The following is a 17,746-nucleotide window of genomic DNA, read 5'->3' as shown; positions in this document are numbered from 1 at the left end:
ATGGAGAAGGCGAGGCTTTACAGCGAGACCCCGGGCGGTAACGATAAGTCGGCTTCTCGGAAGCAAGCCGCCCAGGCATTCTCAGTCTGCGAGAACAGGCCAATGCACGTTTCCAGATTGACATCCTGCTCGACGAGCACATCGGCGATGAAGCATCCATCGAGCTAGCGGCGAACATTGCCTTCTCACCATCCGCCCCCAAGGACGTTGTAGAGCGTCACCAACGAGAGAGCTTCTTGCTGCTGAGCTGTAACTAAGGAGAGTTGAGCGTCGTAGAGGGTTGCTTCACTGGTGAGTACCTGTAGATAGCTTGTCGATCCACCTTTGTGCAGTATGTCCGCAAGCCGAACTGCTTCTGCTGCGGATGCTACCTGTGCCATTTGCTTGTCTCGATATTCCCTGGTCTTGGTATAGGCGATCAAGGCATTCGAGACATCACGCAGCGCTCCCGCTATGGTCTGCTGATAGGTGTCGATATATTCCTGATCCTGCGCTCTGTAGTAGCGCAGATTGTTCCGCAGCTTGCCGCCGTCGAAGATCTGCTGGCTGACACTGCTGTAGGCTTCATAGTAAAAGTTCTTTGAATCCAAGAGAGCTTTGAGCTGACTGCTGGATGTACCGCCCTCTCCCGAGAGTGAGAATTGTGGGAACAACTGAGCCTTCGCTGCGCCGATGTTGGCATTGGCTTGTACGAGTAGCTCTTCGGCGTGACGAATGTCTGGCCTACGCTCCAGCAACTCTGACGGCAATCCGACGGGGACCGCTACTGGATGCGGTGTATCGGCAATAGGCCAGCCCCGTTTCACCGTTCCCGGATTGCGACCGAGCAGGAGTGCCAACTCGTTTTCCTGCTGTTCGATCTGGCGTTCATAGTAAGGAATATTGGCTTCCGCTGCGTAAAGCAATTCCTCAGCTTGCTTTACATCGGCGAGGGTATCGTTCCCACCTCGTTGTAGAGTCTTTGTCAGGTCAAGGGAACGCTGGCGTGCATCCTGTGTCTGCCTGGTAATTTCCAGCTCTGCATCAAGGGTACGGAGTTCGTAGTAGTCGGTGGCCACATCCTCTACGAGAGTGCTGTAGGTCGTCTGCTGAGCCCAGACGGTGGCACGGAGGTAGGCGCGTTGGGCTTCTGTCTGTCGCCGGTATAGGCCCCAGAAGTCGAGGTTCCATGCGGCCGAGGCGGTGATCCCACCATACTGATGGTTCCCCGTTGTCGAACTGCTGCTGGTGCCGCTATTGCTCGTGCTGCTGCTGCCGTTCGTGTTGTTGCCGCCGCTCGCGGTGAACGTTCCCCCAAGGCTGAGCGTCGGGAATTGCGCAGCTCTCGTTATGCCTAACTGAGCTTGCTGCTCAAGCACACGGTCAGCAGCGATCTTCACGTCGTAATTGTTCTTTATCGCTTCGGCGATGAGTTCCTGGAGTACGGGGTCGGTGAAGACTGTATTCCATTTCTGTGCTCCCAGAGGCGTAACTCCCGGTGCCTGCTGAATATCGGGGGCCGTGATTCCACGAAATGAGGCAGGGTTGTTCGCAATGACAGGGCGTTTGTAATTTGGGCCCATCCTGCACCCCACGACCAAAATGATGGCGCCAAGGCCTGCAAGGGAAAGTGCAATCCGTTTCATGCGACCTCCGGTAACGGAGCGGCTGTGGGTGGATTGCCAGTGGGTGGCACAACGGGCGGTGGTTCGTCAGGAGAGTGCTTTTCATCGAGACTCGCACTCCGGGTTGGGCCGAATCGCTGTGAAATCCGTTCCGAAAATGAGTATGTGACCGGAACGAGCAAGACTGCGATGAGGGTTGCGGCGGTCATTCCACCGATCACAATCGTCCCCAGAATCTCACGCGAAACGCCTCCGGCACCGCTGGCAAACCACAGCGGTATGCAGCCAAAGATGAACGCAAATGCCGTCATCAGGATAGGGCGAAAACGCAGCTTGGCCCCCGCCAGCGTCGCGTCATAGATGCTCTCACCTTCTTCGTACTTTCCTTTTGCAAACTCCACGATCAAGATGGCGTTCTTGGCGGCGAGCCCGATAAGCATCACCAGTCCAATCTGTGCATAAACGTCGTTCTCCAGATGCCGGAGTGTGAGCGCAAGGTAGCCTCCAAAGATAGCCACCGGCGTGCTGAGCAGAACACCGAACGGCAGCGACCAGCTCTCATACTGAGCAGCCAGTATCAGGAAACACAGGAAGATCGAGATGGCGTAGACCACCCACGCTGGCGTTCCCAGGTCTGCCTGATGTTCCTGATAGCTCAGGCCTTCATAGTCATAGCCCATACCCTGCGGCATGGATTGCCTGAACACCTGTTCGAGTGCGGTCATCACCTGGCCCGAGCTGAAGCCGGGAGCGCCGTTAATGGTCAGGGTTGCTGCCGAGTATTCATTGAAACGTGTCGTGAACTCCGGCCCAGTAGTTCGAGTCACCGTTACGAGCGAACTCAACGGTACGCGGCTGCCGTTGGCAGACTGCACGTAGAGTTGATCGATACTCTTGATGTCTTGTCGATACTCTTGATGTCTTGTCGATACTCTCCATCGGCTTCGACGTAGGTCTGCCATTGCCGGCCGAATCGGTTGAAGTAGTTCACCAGGTCTCCACCCAGAAACGCGCCAAGCGTCGTGTAGACATCGCTCAAGGTCACCTGTTGCTGCGATACTTTTTCCTTGTTCACCTCGACGTGAATCTGCGGAACGCTTGGGTAATAGGTCGGGATCACAGCCGCAATCTCTGGACGTTTGCCCGCAGCCGCCAGAAATTTGTCAACATTTTGCGTTAGAAAAGCAGGGTTGTTCTTGCCGGTTCTATCTTCCAGCACCATCGAAACGCCGCCCGAGCTGCCAACCCCGGGAATCGCCGGCGGAGGAAACGAGAATGCGATCCCTTGCTTGATTCCTCCAAGAGCTTGCGTCAGATTGCTCTGCACAGCTGCAAACTGCTCATCGTGCGACTTGCGTTTGCTCCAGTCCTTCAGGCTGACAAAGAAGAAAGCGTTATAGGTGCTCTGAGTACCGCTCAACAGACTGAAACCGATGACTGAGGTGACGCTATCGATGCCGGGAACCTTCATCAGTGCGTTCTCGACATCCTTTGCGGCGTCTGACGTCCGCTTCAACGAGGAGCTTTGAGGAAGCGAAAGCCCAACAAAGACATAGCCCTGATCTTCCGTCGGCAGGAATCCTCCGGGTAGTCGGATGCCAAGATAAAGCACCAATACGGAGATGCACAGCAGCACTACGAAAGCGACTCCAGACTTCCTTACCAGCCAGCCAGATGTGCTGATGTATTTGTCCGTCACGCGCCCAAAGACACGATTGAAGCCTTCAAAAAAACGCGTCCGAAGCGACTTTTTCTTGCTCTCGGACTTTGGCTTCAGCAGCATCGCGCACAAAGCAGGGCTAAGCGTAAGCGCATTGAAGGCAGAGAAGATGACCGAAATCGCAATCGTGATCGAAAACTGCTGATACAGGCGACCGGTGATTCCTGGAATGAACGCAGTCGGCACAAACACCGCAGACAGTATCAGTGCGATCGCGATGACGGGGCTGGAAACCTCTTCCATGCCCTTGATGGCAGCATCGCGTGGGGTCATTCCCTCTTCAATCAGCCGCGTAACCACCTCCACGACAATGATTGCGTCATCCACAACAAGCCCAATCGCAAGAACCAAACCCAGCAAAGAAAGCGTATTGATGGAGAATCCCAACACGGGGAACACCATAAACGTGGCAATGAGTGCAACCGGAACAGCCAGCAGGGGAATGAAAGTTGCGCGCCAGCTTTGAAGAAAGATGTAGACCACAAGGATCACAAGCACCAGTGCGATCACCAGAGTGGTCAGAATGTCGTGAATGCCAGCGTTGACGGCCGCAGTGGTGTCCAATGCCACATTAGCTTCCATGTCGGAAGGAAATTCGGTTGAGAGCAATCCTAGCGCTGCACGAACATCCTTCGCGCATTGCACTGCATTCGATCCAGGAAGCTGATAAATTGCCATGACGGCTGAGGGTTTGCCATTGAAACGACCGGAAAGGTTGTAGGTCTGCGAACCCAACTCGATGCGCGCAACGTCCCTCAAATGAAGCACGGAACCGGTTGTGTTCGAGACCAGAATGATATCGCCGAACTCTTCGACGCTGACCAGACGGCTTTGCGTCAATACGTTATAAGTAAAATCCTGATTTCCGGGGACAGGCTCACCATTAATCTGGCCCGCCGGGTTGACGTTATTTTGCACTGAGAGCGCATTTGTAATCTGTGTGACCGTGATCCCGAGCTTCGCCATCTGATCTGGCTTCAGCCAGATTCGCAGCGCGTACTGTCCAGCCCCAAAGACCTGTACCTGGGCGACACCTTTCACGCGGCCCAGTTGGTCCACCATGTTGATGTATGCGTAGTTCGCCAGAAAGGTTGAGTCGTAGGTCGCTTTGGGCGACGAAAGCGAAAGCAGCATGAACGGTGACGAAAGCGACTTCTGGACAGTAACGCCGCCAAGCTGAACCTGACTGGGCAACTGACTTTGCGCCTGAGAAACGCGTAGTTGGGTCAGAATCTGGTCGTCATCGGGATTGGTCTTCACATCGAAGTCCACCGTTAGCTGGGCAGATCCATTGCTGGCGCTTGTGGAGTACATATAGTTCATGTTGTCCACGCCATTCACCTGCTGTTCAATCGGCGTAATAACGGATTGCTCCAGTGTCTTCGCATCGGCACCCGGATAGGTGGCCTTCACAATAATTTCTGGCGGGACGATGTTCGGAAACTGCGCTGTTGGCAGGCTCAAAATGCTGACGATACCACCCATCAGCATTAGGATCGCGATAACGATGGAAACGATGGGCCGTCCGATAAAAAACTTGGACATTGTTACTTCCCCTCAAGTTTCGGGGCCTGTGATTGCGCTGCGGGCTGAGCCGATGAAGCGGCAAGATGCGGCGCTACCTTCGTACCTTCTTTAATCTTGTCCACACCCTCTGTGACAACCTGATCTCCACCCTGTAAACCGGTCAAGATGACCGAGTCTGTCCCAATCGAAGGGCCCAGTGTGACCGTCCGTAGATGGGCGATGTCGTCCGCACCCACCACCACGACCTGGTACAGCCCTTGCAACTCGTTCACGGCCCGCTGCGGAATGAGGATGGCATCGTTCAGCACGTCCGTTTGAGCCGAAACCGTTCCGAACTGACTTGGCCGGAGCACATTGCCAGGATTGGGAAAACTGGCAGCGATCCGAATACTTCCAGTCTGTGTGGTGACAGCGCGATCAACCGAGATCACATGCCCTGTCTTCGAGTGCTTCTGGTTGTTTGCCAAGGTCAAGGTCAGGGGCAGAGTATCGCCAGTGCTCAGCAAGTCGGTTTTACCCATGCCACGAGCGCGGGCCGAGAGTGACATATACTCTTGCTCGCTGACGAAAAAGTAAACCTTGATTGGATTGAGCTGAGAGACTTCAACCAATTGCGAGGTGGTGGATACAAGATTTCCGACCTGGATTGCGGCTTGGCCCGCGACACCATCAATGAGCGATCTTACCTTGGTAAATCCCACATTGAGCTTCGCGGACTCCAGCGTTGCCTCAGCACTCTCCACCAAAGCCTTGTCAGCCTCTTGTGTTCCGAGCTCTGTATCCAGAGAACTTTGTGCGTATGCTTGCGCCTGCACGAGAGGTGTGTCGCGAACGACGTTGACGGTTGCCAATTTGTATTGCGCCTTCGCCTGTGCCAGCGAAGCACTGTCCTGATCCTGGATGGCTTGCCACGGACGCGGATCGATCTCAAAGAGCACTTGTCCTTTTCGGACTACCGTGCCCTCTTTATAGTCCTGGCGAATGACATAGCCACCCACTTGAGGCTGGATTTGGGCATTGACCATACCGTCTAGCGTTGCCACCCAGCTGCCTGTGACGGGCACGGTTCGAACAATTGCGGCTACCGTATCGACGGCTAGGGGAGGCGGTGTGGGTAGCGCACTCTTACGGCATCCAGCGATCAGCAACAGATAAAGAGTCGCGGCAGAAACCTGCCAGATTCGACATTTTATGCTTCGCATCGGGCCCCTTGGCGGTCAAGCTTTAGAGCCGCAGCTTGAGAGTCCCATTGCTCGGGTGATTGAGTATGGTCAATCTAGCTCGGAAAGGGACGAAGAAGGAAAACCCAAATGAACTCCCTGAGAACCGTAACGCACACCTATCCCGACGACATAGACTGCGTCAAGAGGAGTGTCTCGTACGTCAGCTCCCTTTAGAAATGTCGAAATTGATCGGTTGATGTGCTGGACGGATGCGTGGGATTGACGACATTTTGCTCGTTTGACCGTTCCGACTTCGCTTCCAGGGATCGGCTTACTAATTCACGAGAGCCAAGTCCTACCGCCAGTGCAAGCGTCAGTACGATGCCACCGAACAAAATTCCGAATGCCAACTCAACAACATTGCCACCGATCTGCAAGTGGTCGAGCACCATAGCGGCCGTTAACACCAGCACAAGCCATTTGACGCCCAGGGACAAAAATCGAGCATACTGCACATGCGCGTTCACCGCTCCGATCAGCACTGTCCGCGCCAGGAACCTGGCAATGATGTTGCCTGCAACAAGAAGCAGGATTGCTCCAACCGCATGCGTCAGAGAGGGCAGCAGCGAGACGGGCGGTGTTGTTCCCGTCGCGTAGCTGGCATCGAAAGCCGACACGCCTATCACCAGCCCCAGCAAGATGCACGCCCAGAACGACGCGCGTGCAATCAAGGCACTGGGAGAACTGGATGGAGCCCAGTCAGTTGTAACTCGATCCCGTGTAATGCGATCGTCGAACTTTGCAGCTGACAAACCTTTTCGCAATAGCGCAGAGAGCAACATGCCAACTACCGTGAACAGACCCAGAGCGACGAAGAAAGCCAGGATGCCAGGCAGGATCGCGATGAAAAGGGACAGTACACGATACATCGATTGAAAAAGCGCATCCGACATGTGATGCCACATCGAAGTGTGCTCGACATAAGCCGGCTGGGGAACCGCAGATACATCCGTCTGAATCATCGTAGCCAACATGGATAGCATAGGATTTACTCCTTGAATCGACTTACTTGCTGTGTTGAAAGTAGTTCATCCTTGGGTGGGTTGATTCCAGCGATCAAGGATTGAAACGATCGGGCCAACGCCACCTAGCAACTAAGTAGGGCTTATCTGTTTGAAAGGCAGTTGCCACTTCTTCGATGTGACGCTCAGAGTCGGTGCCCGAAGCGGTGATGTTGATGTGGCTTGCTACCCACGCCAGATAGAGCGGAATTAAAGCACCCAACAAATGGCCGCGATTGATCGTCCGCATTCTGTAGGCCAACATGAAGTCGTAGACGATTCTGGCCCACAGGCTATCGGGCATTCGAAACGTTGACGCATCTGTTATCGACAATCGTTTTAACCCGAGCAGAGAATTGGGTGGTAGAACCAGCGACCAGATCTCCCGCAAATTTGTGTACGCGAGCCTGAACGCATCCAGCATTGGAGCGATTTCTGCTGGTTCTGTCGTCCACGGCTGCGCGATCAGATTGCGCATTGCTGGCAACGGTCGAGCGCGCTGCCAATACGCTGCTTTGGCATCGATATCCGAAAATAGGGATCCCGTTACAAGCGCGAGAATGGCGTTGATATCCGCCTCAGCAGGCTGTGGCAACGCACGCGTACCAACCTCTACTTCTGCGATGTTGAATCCTACGACTGAGGCCTCATTGATAGGCCAGATCAACGCTTCGCCTTGGTTCAACGCGGTGAATCTTTGTGCGGCAGTAGCAAGTCGCTCAGCCATGCGGATAGACAGTCCAAGATCCACGGCGAGCGGGAAGCGTGCTCGTTGCGCAAACAAAGCTCGAGTCAAAGGATAGAGAATCGCCGAGTTGACTAACCCTGCGCGGGGAGGCAAATCATAATGCGGAATCGCAAGATCGACTGAGGAGGTGATGCTGTTGCCCAGATCTTGCAGGGCTGTAGAGGTGAGTGAAGCCGCCTCCGGTCCTAGCATCAGGATTTTTTTTGCTTGATGTTTCTGTGCAACTTGATGTGCACCGACGAAGTCCGAGGCCGTCAGGGTCCATGAAGCTTTTGTTGCGGCGGCGGATGCGATTCGAAAGGGCGTCTCATACTCCGGCGCAGGAACGTCTGGTGAAACGATCAGAGTCGTCTCTGCAGGAAAAGAGTCCGCTAACCGGCTGAGCAAATATTCGAATTGCTCCGGCTGCATTGAAGCAACCACAACCAAGAGGTCATTCGCGACATCGCCGGCGGGAGGGGTAAGGTCCGGAATTGGATTTGCTGTCGTCATGGTTACTTTCTCACCGGTTTATTTCTTGAAATCAAAGCTGAAACCAATCATTGATTCAGCGAATCGCTTTGTTTCGACTGCCTCTATAAAGCAAGGATGCCGGTAAGCGGAATACGGAGCCATGCAGGCCGATTGTTGAGCTCATAAAGCAACTCATAAAGCGCCTTCTCCAACAGGTAAGCCGCAAGCAGCGACTGCGATTGTTGCGGCGATGGAAGCAAGGATGGATTCACACGGATTGCGTCTCGATAGCCCCTCAGAAATTCGGAAGATGCCGAGTTCTCCCACAGCTTTGCCCAGCCGGAGAGGCGTTCAATTTCAGAAGTTTGTGTGACGTCGCGGCCGGTCAGGAATTGATCCAGTCCGGTGTAAGCCACATACGAAAACGATCGTAGCATTCCGGCTACGTCTTTTAACGGTGATTGTTTTTGCCGGCGCTCGATGAGTGGCCGAGCCGGCTCGCCCTCGAAGTCGAGCAAAACAAAATCTCCAGCTTCGCCGTTTGTCGCCGGAGTGCGGAGTATCTGGCCGAGATGGTAGTCACCATGAATACGAATTCGCTGACCTGCTGGCGCTGAAGAGACGATGGAATGTGCGCGAGCGAAGAGGTTAATGCGTTGTGACAGGAGAAGTGCAGCATCGTCTGCAGTCAGCTCCTTCAAAGTCGAGAGCTTCACCCTCAGCGCCTCGAGTGTCGAGTTTATTTGCGCATCGATGCGCCGAGCATCGGTTGCAAGATCAACGCTGGTCAACGCCTCTGCTGCGAATGCAGGATCGTCGGTGGATGTAGCTAATGCAAGATGCAATTCGGCTGTGCGCCTGCCTAGCAAGGCGGCAGCTTCAAGCGCAACGGCCGCTAAGTCTCTAACTTCGTGCGGCAATGCTCGTTCTTCGAAGAAGCTGGTCGTGTGCGTCTCACGTGGCGCGGCGAGTTCTGCGACGCTTGCGAAATATTCCCCGAGTTGATCCAGGAACCACTGCCAGCCATCACCTTCATTGGCGACTATTCCCTGCAGCATGGCGATGGTGGTTTTTTGTCCGTTGACGGGGATGATTGAGATATCTCCGAGCAAAGGAGCAATGTGCGGATAGTGCGCTACTTCAGTGAGGAAACGGCCGATCTCCACATCAGGATTTTCGCCGGGCTGAAGTCTGCGGAAGAGCTTGAGGATCAGCTCTTGCCCGTACAGCAATGACGTGTTCGATTGTTCGGCAGAACCTACTCGCGATGCGAGGCGGCTAGCCACATCGCGATCTGTGAACGCGCTCGAAGACACACACTCCAACTGACTTGATTCCGCAGCTTTTGGAAAGACTATTGTGCCGCCTGCAGTCTGGGTCTCCCGCGGAATGATATTCGCATTCGACTGTACGACCGCCCCCCCGCTGCGTACTTCCGGAGCTGCCTGCCCCGGCTGCGCATCGAGTGGAGCGGGGAGGTTCGGCAGAGTCATTGAAGAGCTAACATCGTTGCGATCGGCCACTCCTGCTTCAAGAGGCAATACTGCATTACTCTCGATGAGGGACAAAAGGCTGCGGCGGACATTGTCGAGAATCGTAGCGTCGTGCAGCACGGCTCCAGAAGACAACGCTGCAATGACGTGATCAGGATAGACGGATGCAATGTTGTCAGCATCCTCGCCCGTGCTGACGGCGAGGGGCACTTGATACGTATCGACATCTCCTTCGGTATACCGAAGCTCGATAAAAACGAGCGCTGGCTTCGGAGTTTCGATGGACGTGCGCTCATGTGGAGTGAGCTCAGAGCCATCGTGGCTATCAAAGACAAGAAGGTCAACCGGAAGTTCAACCCAATTCAGCACGCGCATCGCCTGGATGGTGCGAGATTTTGCCCCGAACCATCGCTGCTTACGTAGCCATGGCTGCATCGCGGCATCAAAAGCGGCTTGTCCTTGACCCAGCAGGCCGGCCCATGCGGAGGTACTCAGATCCAGTCCGATGATCGGCTCATGCTCAGTCATTCCCGACATGGCATTCGGCACCAATTCAGCAACAGCTTCCGGCTTTGAGCTGGCGGGCTGCAACTCAAGCCACAGGAAGGAATAGGGTGCGAGTGTCAACGGGTAAGGAGCATCGGTGATGGTGGGGAAAGAAACATATCCCAGCATTTCAACTGGCTCCAGGCTCCGGTAGTCTGCAAGATCAAGCGAAACAGGTTGCGCAAAGCGGCTCAGATTAGCAACACACAGCACTGTCTCGTGCGTGCCATCGCCACGATCAAGATCTCGCAGATAAGCCAGTATCTTACGATTGGTTGGGTTGAGGAACTTGAGCGTTCCACGTCCGAAGACCTGAAAAAGCTTGCGCAAGGCGATCATGTTCCGAGTCCAGTGCAGGAGGCTGGATTGATCACTGAGCTGAGCTTCTACGTTGACGACCTGGTAGCCGTAGATAGGATCCATCACGACAGGAAAATAAAGGCGGGCAGGGTCGCACTTGGAGAAGCCGGCATTGCGGTCCGAGTTCCACTGCATCGGCGTTCGCACACCGTTGCGATCGCCCAGATAAATGTTGTCACCCATTCCAAGTTCATCGCCGTAGTACATGATCGGCGTTCCAGGAAAACTCAGCAGCAACGAATTCAAGAGCTCAATGCGCCTGCGGTTGTTGTCTACCAAGGGCGCGAGCCGCCGTCTGATCCCGACATTGATGCGCATCCGCGGGTCTGCAGAGTATGCGAAGTACATGTAGTCGCGCTCATCGTCGGTGACCATCTCAAGCGTGAGTTCGTCATGGTTGCGGAGAAACAACCCCCACTGGCAGTTGTCCGGAATTGCCGGAGTCTGCGCCATGATGTCGGTGATTGGCAGCCGGTCTTCCTGCCTGAGCGCCATGTAGATTCGCGGCATCAGCGGAAAGTGAAATGCCATGTGACATTCGTCGCCATCGCCAAAGTATGGACGTACATCGGCTGGCCACTGGTTCGCCTCAGCCAGCACGAGGCGATTCGCATAGCCGTCATCAATCGCAGCGCGGATTGCTTTGATCGCCGCATGTGTTTCTGGGAGATTTTCGCAAGAGGTGCCATCCCTCTCGACAAGGTAGGGAATGGCATCCATACGAAGTGCGTCCACTCCCATGTCCAGCCAGAAGCGCATCGCCTTTAACACTTCTTCAATGACGACTGGATTGTCAAAGTTCAGGTCGGGCTGATGCGAAAAGAATCGATGCCAGTAGTAGGCTTTCGCTGTCTCGTCCCATGTCCAATTGGATTTCTCCGTGTCGGTGAAGATGATGCGAGCGTCTTTATAAAGCTGATCCGAATCCGACCACACATACATCTCTCGAGCGGCGGAGCCGGGAACCGACGCACGCGCTGCCTTGAACCAGGGGTGTTGATCGCTTGTATGGTTGATCACTAGTTCGATCATCACCTGCATATTTCGCTGGTGAGCAGCATCGAGAAAGGCTTTGAAGTCACTCAGTGTTCCATAGGATGGGTTGACGTCTACATAGTTTGCAATATCGTACCCATCATCCCTGAGTGGAGAAGGGAAGAAAGGTAGAAGCCAAATGCAGGTTACGCCCAAATCCTGGAGATAATCGAGCTTTGTAAGCAAGCCGGGGAAGTCACCGATTCCGTCGCCGTTGGAGTCAGCAAAGGCTCTGACGTGCAGCTCATAGATGATCGCGTCTTTATACCAGAGTGGATCGGTTGCACTTGCGAGCTTCTTCAATCGTCATCTCCAGGCTTCTTGGGTTACTTCTGTCATGCCACACTGCTCAGTCTACCTGCGTGTCGCGGATGACGCGAAATATGTGCGCAGGCTGAATGTCTGGCTTTAACGCCACATAGTTCCATTCGCTGCGCCAACGGTACTGCGATCCCGTAAGTAGATCTTCTACGGTGAAATCCTGATCGCAGGCTAATCCAAGCTCCTTGAGATCAAGTTCAATCCAACTACCCTGCTCATTGAATGGGTCGAGGTTAAGCGCAACCAAAATCACGTTGTTAAGGCTGGCCGTCGACTTCGAATAGCAAATGATTTTTTCGTTCTGCGCTGTGTGAAAGTGCAGCGACAGGTTCGCATGCAGCGCCGCATTTTCGCGACGGATTCGATTGAGCGAAGCAATCACCGGTACAAGGGATCCGGGTGCGTTTCGATCTCGTTGCCTGATCTGATACTTCTCGCTGTCCAGGTACTCCTCTGAATGAGTCTTGCCCGCGGGTGGCTTGGCTGGCGCGTTCTCTCCCAGTTCAAATGCAGGTCCGTAGATGCCATAATTTGCTGTCATCGTGCTGGCGAGAATGAGCCGCTGCATGAACGCAACGCGGCCACCCTCCTGCAGGGATTTGTGCAGGATATCTGGCGTATTTGGCCAAAAGTTAGGCTGGAAAAAATCACTGACCGGCGGTTTGGTGATCTCCTCGAGGTATTCTTCAAGCTCAGTTTTTCCCGTCCGCCATGTGAAGTAGGTGTATGACTGGGTGAACCCGGCTTTCGCCAGCGAATACATCACGTGTGGACGCGTGAACGCTTCGGCGAGAAAGATGGTATCAGGGTAATGATCATGCAGCTTACCCAAACACCACTCCCAGAAAGGGAGAGCCTTCGTGTGAGGATTATCCACTCGGAAGATGTGAATATCCCGCTTGATCCAGAACTCGAAGACTGAGTAAAGCTCATCCCAGAGTGCCCGCCAGTCTGGCGACTCGAAGTTCAATGGATAGATGTCCTGATACTTTTTGGGGGGATTTTCAGCATATTGAATGCTTCCATCAGGGCGGTTGACAAACCATGTCGGGTGTTCCGTCACCCAAGGGTGATCGGGGGAACACTGAAAGGCTATATCCAACGCTATCTCAAGCCCACGCTTTTTCGTTGCCGACACCAACCTGTCAAAATCCTCGTACGTTCCAAGCTCGGGATGAATTGATTTGTGTCCGCCGTTATCGTCCTTGTTCTTGGACGAAGCTACAGACTTGTCACCGATTGCCCAAGGGCTGCCGTGATCGCCTGGTTGCGCCGTCGTCGAGTTGTTTGGTCCTTTGCGAAACTCCTTGCCAATGGGATGTATCGGCGGAAAGTACAACACATCAAACCCCATCGCCGCGATCTCAGGCAACTGCATCTCTACATCTGAGAATTTGCCGTGCTGCCCGGGGATCGGCGACGCGGACCGCGGAAAAAGCTCGTACCAAGATGAATAGCGAGCGCGGTCACGGTCCACGCGAAGCGGGATCTCCGGCTCGTAACGAGTCGCAAGGGTAAGATCCGGATACCGGGCAACTAGATCGTGAAGCTCGTCCGTCAGTGGGTAATCATAATGCGAGGCTTTTGCCTCTGCAGCCTGGAGGAGACTCTTCGCCAGTTCAGCGAGTCTTCTTGCATCAGCCCCCCGAGCCCGCTTAGAGGCTTGCTGGACCAGCAAAGCACCCGTTCGGAAGGCGAGCGGAATATCCTGAGGGATGGCATTTGGATCAGGATGCTCAGGATCAGGCTGGGCCTCTAGCCGTTTCTTTAGGTCGCTCGTCCAAGTATCGAAATGATCGACCCATCCAAGGACGGTGAATTCCCAGCGACCCAACGAGTCGACGGTGAATGAACCCGTAAACATGTCATTGGAAGATGCGATCATCGGAGCGAACCGCCACTTCTTGTCCGTGGTCGGACGAAACAAGACCCGGGCCAGTACATGATCGTGGCCGTCGGCGAAGACTGCAGCCGTGACGACAATTTCATCGCCAATGACACGGCAGACAGGGTAGCGCCCCGCGTCCACTTGTGGCGTGATCTCTTCGATCACAACTCTATTTCGGCCCAAAGCTGGTTTTATTTGGCTCATCTTCCCTTCTATGTAGCGACCGTGCGGCCAACCTTGAACACATTTGCCGCGGAGAATCTCATTTGCTTAGCGACCATATGGATATGGATGCAAAAAGTGCGTGCGGAGATGACCTATGCGCCAAATAGTTCCTTGCAATGTGTGATGTTTTGCTTTCCACGATGAGCCGGAGGGAACACAGTCCGCCGACATCATAAAATCAGTTTCTAGACCAATTTTGATCATCCCTTCGATCGATGCTTATATGAACACCACCTGTCTCAGATCACCCGAGGCGACCGTCGCTTTTGCGACTTCACTTACAACCTACTGGAGACCGCAATTCGAGAAACCACCGCCTGTTTCCCAACGTACGTACATTTCCTGTGCGGGTCTGATCTCCGTCTCTTTGATGGGTTCGTGTCTTACGATGGAAGCAGGCGACATCATAGTTCATGTGTCGATGGGTATTGTTGAAATTTGCGCCTATGGCTTGCTAGTTCCGCTTGCTTACGAAGGAATAAAAGCCAGTTCCCTTCCCAGACTTTGACTCGTCTCTCTTATTGCTGCGGACCGACAGAGATGTACCGGTGCTACCCAGTGCGTCTGCAAGGCACGAGCTAAACCGCGGCTCTGCTTCTCCCTCCTGCTCCCGACTTCACCGTGTCGCTCGGATCATGGGTTGCGTTGATATGAATTCGATCCTATTGGGCCAACCTTGAGAGAAGCAGAGCCCTGCATGACTGTCGAGCTTCCTCGCCCGCGACGAAGACTGGCCTATACAAAGGGCGACCCTAGTTGAAGTGAACGGTTGGCACTACGGACATGCCAGGACGAACCTTGTCCAAGCCGTCTTGATTGGGGTTCAGCCGGATACGTACGGGAAGGCGCTGTACGACCTTGACATAGTTGCCTGTTGCGTTTTCTGCGGGCAATACGCTGGCTCGGTCGCCGGTTGAGGCAGCCATGCTTTCGACTGTTCCGTCGAATGAGCGGTCCAGTGCATCTACTTTCACGGTGACGCGTTGTCCGGGATGCATCTTGCGAAGCTGGGTTTCCTTGAAGTTGGCAACGATCCAGGGCGAATCCACCTGGGCGACCATGAGCAACTGCGTGCCGGCCGAGATGCGCTGGCCCTTTTCCGCGGCCCTCTGCATGACGATGCCGGCAACCGGGGCTACGACGTGGCAGTATGCGAGATTCAGCTTGGCCTGGTCCAATTGCGCCTTGGCGACCTCGACGGCGGCAGCGTTGCTGGCAACAGTGGCGTGCTTGATCTCGACTTGGCGGGGAGCATTTGCGGTGGTTTGCTGGTACTTGGCGCGTTGCTGAACCAGCTGCGCCTCGCGTTGCTGAATGACTTTCTTGTAGGAGTCGGCAGAGGCTTCGGCCGCATTGACTGCAGCTTGCTGTGACCGTGCGTTGGATACATACTGGTCGTAGTCGGAGTTGGCAACCTCCTGCTTTTCCAGCAGTTCTTTGTAGCGGACCAAATCGGATTGGCTCTTCAGATTGGTTGCCTCGGCTTGACGCAGCTTGGCGATAGCGCTCTCGTAGTCGCTATTGGCTGCGCTTAGTGCAGCTTCCGCACTCTGCACCTCGGCTTGCTGTGAGGCAATGTCGCTGACGTTGGTCGCCTGCGTGATGGGAACGTTTGGGTTCTGCGCATTGAGCTGGGCGACGGCCTGGTCGTAGCTGGCCTGTGCCTGGGCAAGGGCAACTGCTGAATCATTCGGATCAAGATCTACCAAAGGCTGCCCAGCCTGCACTGTCTGATTGTCTTCGACGTACACGTTGGTCACGGTTCCTTGCACTCGAGCGGCAATGGGGTTGAGATGAGCGTCTACTTGGGCATCGTCGGTTGATTCATAGGTGGTGGAGTACAGGAACCAGCCGATGCATCCAGCAACGAGAACGATTGCGACCAATGCGATGCCGATAAGCTTCCTTCGCTTCTTAGCCGGATCGACTGGAGAATTGGGATCATGGGTAATGTTCTCTTGCTGGTCTCTGGTTTCTGCCGTGGGCATTTCTTCCGTTTGCGTCGACATGATAGATGTCCTCTCCTTGCGATAGGGGTTACTGAATGAGGTTAGGAACGGTGGTTTCAGCCTGGCCCATTGCGCGGGCAAGGTTGATACGGCTAACGTTGAGGGAGAAGAGTCCGTTGATATAGTCCAGTTCCGCCGAAACCAGACTCTCCTGCGATTGCACAACTTCCACTGAAGTCGTGACTCCAGCGGCAAATCGATCCTGAGATTGCTTGAGTGTGCTCAGTGCGAGTTGGCGATTACTCTCTGCGACTTTGACTTGTTCTCGAGCGACATCAAGATCCAGGAGCGCCGTGCGTACGTCATGTTCGACAACGCCTTTCTTGTCCTCAAGCTCGGCCTTGCGTTGACCAACGGCCGCGTCTGCCTGTTGAACGTCGGACCGTACGCGTCCACTCGACCAGATAGGGATATTGAGGGTGGCTGTCGCCTGAAAGACGTTGGCACCCTTATCGGGATTCACACCCTGCAAGCCAAAGCTTCCATTGACGGAGAAGGATGGCAGGTACTCCGACCTGGAGGCGCTTCGTGCCTGGAGCGCCGCCTTGATCTGGAGGCCCGCGGCTTGCAGGTCGGCGCGATGATCCAAACCTTGCTTGATGGCGAAGTCCGAGGTTGGCGCCTCAGGCGCCGAGTTAGGAAGCGTCTCCGAGAGCAGGAGTTGCCGGTCCAGAGGCAGGCCGATGACGCGCGCAAGCGACATCTGTTCTTTGATCAACTGGCTTTTGTCGGAAGTAAGTCTTTGTTGCTGTGACTGTAGTTCGACGAGGCTGCGGTTGGCGTCGATCTGTGCCTTGGTCCCCGCGTCCGTCTGCGCTTGCGCCTGTTTATAGGATGCGTCCGCATACTTCACCTGCGCCTCCTGCGAGATGACCAGGGCCTGCGTTGCGAGTACGCGCAGGTAAGAGCCGCTCACTGCTACAACGACCATCTCGCGCGCATCGCGATCGTTCATTGCAGCCGCCTGACGTGCTTGCTCGGCGGAGCGCAGGTTGTGCAGCGCTGTGAAGCTGAACTCCTCCGAGAGATTGGCCTGTGCGCTGTAGTAGTGGTAGGGACCAACTACCGTGGGCAGTGCTACTCCGGGAAATACCCCGCTGCTCAGGCCCTGCGTTTGTAGATCGGTCTTAGCTCCGGTTTCAGAGATCGTCGCGTAGATGTTCGGCAGCATCTGGCTTAACGCGCTCAACCGCTGTGCGCGGGCCTGCTTCATCGAAGCGGATGAATCCAGTGCGCCGAGGTTGTATTTGAGTCCCCGCTGAATTGCTTCTGCAAAGGTTAAAGGGATGGGTCCATCACCGGGGACAGACCCGGGCACACTTCCCTGATAGGCCCCCTGCACCTGAACGGTAGTGTTGATGGTGTTGACGCTCGAGGTCGTGCTCGCGGCAGCGGACTGCTGCAGCGAGGCGGAGTTACTGCCCTGGGGCAGGCCCGAGAGTTGAACCTGCTGCGCTTTCGGGCTTTGCGACTGCCCCTGCTGCGCCTGCGTCACCGCCAGGGTCAGTGTCCAGACGGTAACTCCAAGCAAGAGAAATGCCAAGCGGGGCAAACGGATTGATAGGCCCGCGTGAGGATAGGTGTTGTTCATGG

At 54.9% G+C, this 17,746-nt stretch carries 10 protein-coding genes; all 10 read right to left on the bottom strand.

Annotated features, from left to right (window positions below; translation table 11 throughout):
- Positions 1-185: 185 nt before the first annotated feature.
- The 10 genes from AC5S27_RS05505 to AC5S27_RS05460 all read right to left on the bottom strand — a co-directional run bounded on the left by AC5S27_RS05505 (position 186) and on the right by AC5S27_RS05460 (position 17,744).
- Positions 186-1,625 (bottom strand): efflux transporter outer membrane subunit, encoded by a 1,440-nt coding sequence (locus AC5S27_RS05505; protein ID WP_493933562.1) that lies wholly within the window; start codon positions 1,623-1,625, stop codon positions 186-188.
- Entirely contained in the window at positions 1,622-2,479 is an 858-nt protein-coding gene (locus tag AC5S27_RS05500; RefSeq protein ID WP_493933561.1) for an efflux RND transporter permease subunit, read from the bottom strand. Before AC5S27_RS05500 ends, AC5S27_RS05505 begins: the two co-directional genes overlap by 4 nt.
- On the bottom strand, positions 2,446-4,869 hold the full coding sequence (locus AC5S27_RS05495; RefSeq protein WP_493933560.1) for an efflux RND transporter permease subunit: 2,424 nt from the start codon (positions 4,867-4,869) through the stop codon (positions 2,446-2,448). The genes AC5S27_RS05500 and AC5S27_RS05495 overlap by 34 nt, the downstream gene beginning before the upstream one ends.
- A gap of 2 nt (positions 4,870-4,871) precedes the next feature.
- Positions 4,872-6,053: an efflux RND transporter periplasmic adaptor subunit gene (locus tag AC5S27_RS05490; protein WP_493933559.1), complete on the bottom strand. Its 1,182-nt coding sequence runs from the start codon at positions 6,051-6,053 to the stop codon at positions 4,872-4,874.
- 191 nt (positions 6,054-6,244) lie between these two features.
- Positions 6,245-7,057: a hypothetical protein gene (locus AC5S27_RS05485; protein WP_493933558.1), complete on the bottom strand. Its 813-nt coding sequence runs from the start codon at positions 7,055-7,057 to the stop codon at positions 6,245-6,247.
- Positions 7,058-7,130: 73 nt separating this feature from the next.
- Positions 7,131-8,315 carry a hypothetical protein gene (locus AC5S27_RS05480; RefSeq protein WP_493933557.1) on the bottom strand — a complete coding sequence of 395 codons (1,185 nt, stop codon included), beginning with the start codon at positions 8,313-8,315 and terminating at the stop codon, positions 7,131-7,133.
- 83 nt (positions 8,316-8,398) lie between these two features.
- Entirely contained in the window at positions 8,399-12,013 is a 3,615-nt protein-coding gene (gene treS / locus AC5S27_RS05475; RefSeq protein WP_493933556.1) for a maltose alpha-D-glucosyltransferase, read from the bottom strand.
- 46 nt (positions 12,014-12,059) lie between these two features.
- On the bottom strand, positions 12,060-14,123 hold the full coding sequence (locus AC5S27_RS05470; protein ID WP_493933555.1) for an alpha-1,4-glucan--maltose-1-phosphate maltosyltransferase: 2,064 nt from the start codon (positions 14,121-14,123) through the stop codon (positions 12,060-12,062).
- Between the two features lie 773 nt (positions 14,124-14,896).
- On the bottom strand, positions 14,897-16,153 hold the full coding sequence (locus tag AC5S27_RS05465; RefSeq protein ID WP_493933554.1) for an HlyD family secretion protein: 1,257 nt from the start codon (positions 16,151-16,153) through the stop codon (positions 14,897-14,899).
- Between the two features lie 28 nt (positions 16,154-16,181).
- Positions 16,182-17,744, bottom strand: a complete 1,563-nt coding sequence (locus AC5S27_RS05460) for a TolC family protein (RefSeq protein ID WP_493933553.1) — start codon at positions 17,742-17,744, stop codon at positions 16,182-16,184.
- Positions 17,745-17,746 lie beyond the last annotated feature (2 nt).

This window comes from Acidicapsa borealis (assembly GCF_059115245.1).
The sequence above is the reverse complement of the archived record's forward strand: the minus strand, read 5'-3'. Positions and strand labels throughout refer to the sequence as shown.

Bases quoted from the DNA above. Each gene is read 5' to 3' on its own strand.
- AC5S27_RS05505 (WP_493933562.1), bottom strand. From the start codon at position 1,625: ATGAAACGGATTGCACTTTCCCTTGCAGGCCTTGGCGCCATCATTTTG.
- AC5S27_RS05495 (WP_493933560.1), bottom strand. From the start codon at position 4,869: ATGTCCAAGTTTTTTATCGGACGGCCCATCGTTTCCATCGTTATCGCG.
- AC5S27_RS05490 (WP_493933559.1), bottom strand. From the start codon at position 6,053: ATGCGAAGCATAAAATGTCGAATCTGGCAGGTTTCTGCCGCGACTCTT.
- AC5S27_RS05485 (WP_493933558.1), bottom strand. From the start codon at position 7,057: ATGCTATCCATGTTGGCTACGATGATTCAGACGGATGTATCTGCGGTT.
- AC5S27_RS05480 (WP_493933557.1), bottom strand. From the start codon at position 8,315: ATGACGACAGCAAATCCAATTCCGGACCTTACCCCTCCCGCCGGCGAT.
- AC5S27_RS05470 (WP_493933555.1), bottom strand. From the start codon at position 14,123: ATGAGCCAAATAAAACCAGCTTTGGGCCGAAATAGAGTTGTGATCGAA.
- AC5S27_RS05465 (WP_493933554.1), bottom strand. From the start codon at position 16,153: ATGTCGACGCAAACGGAAGAAATGCCCACGGCAGAAACCAGAGACCAG.
- AC5S27_RS05460 (WP_493933553.1), bottom strand. From the start codon at position 17,744: ATGAACAACACCTATCCTCACGCGGGCCTATCAATCCGTTTGCCCCGC.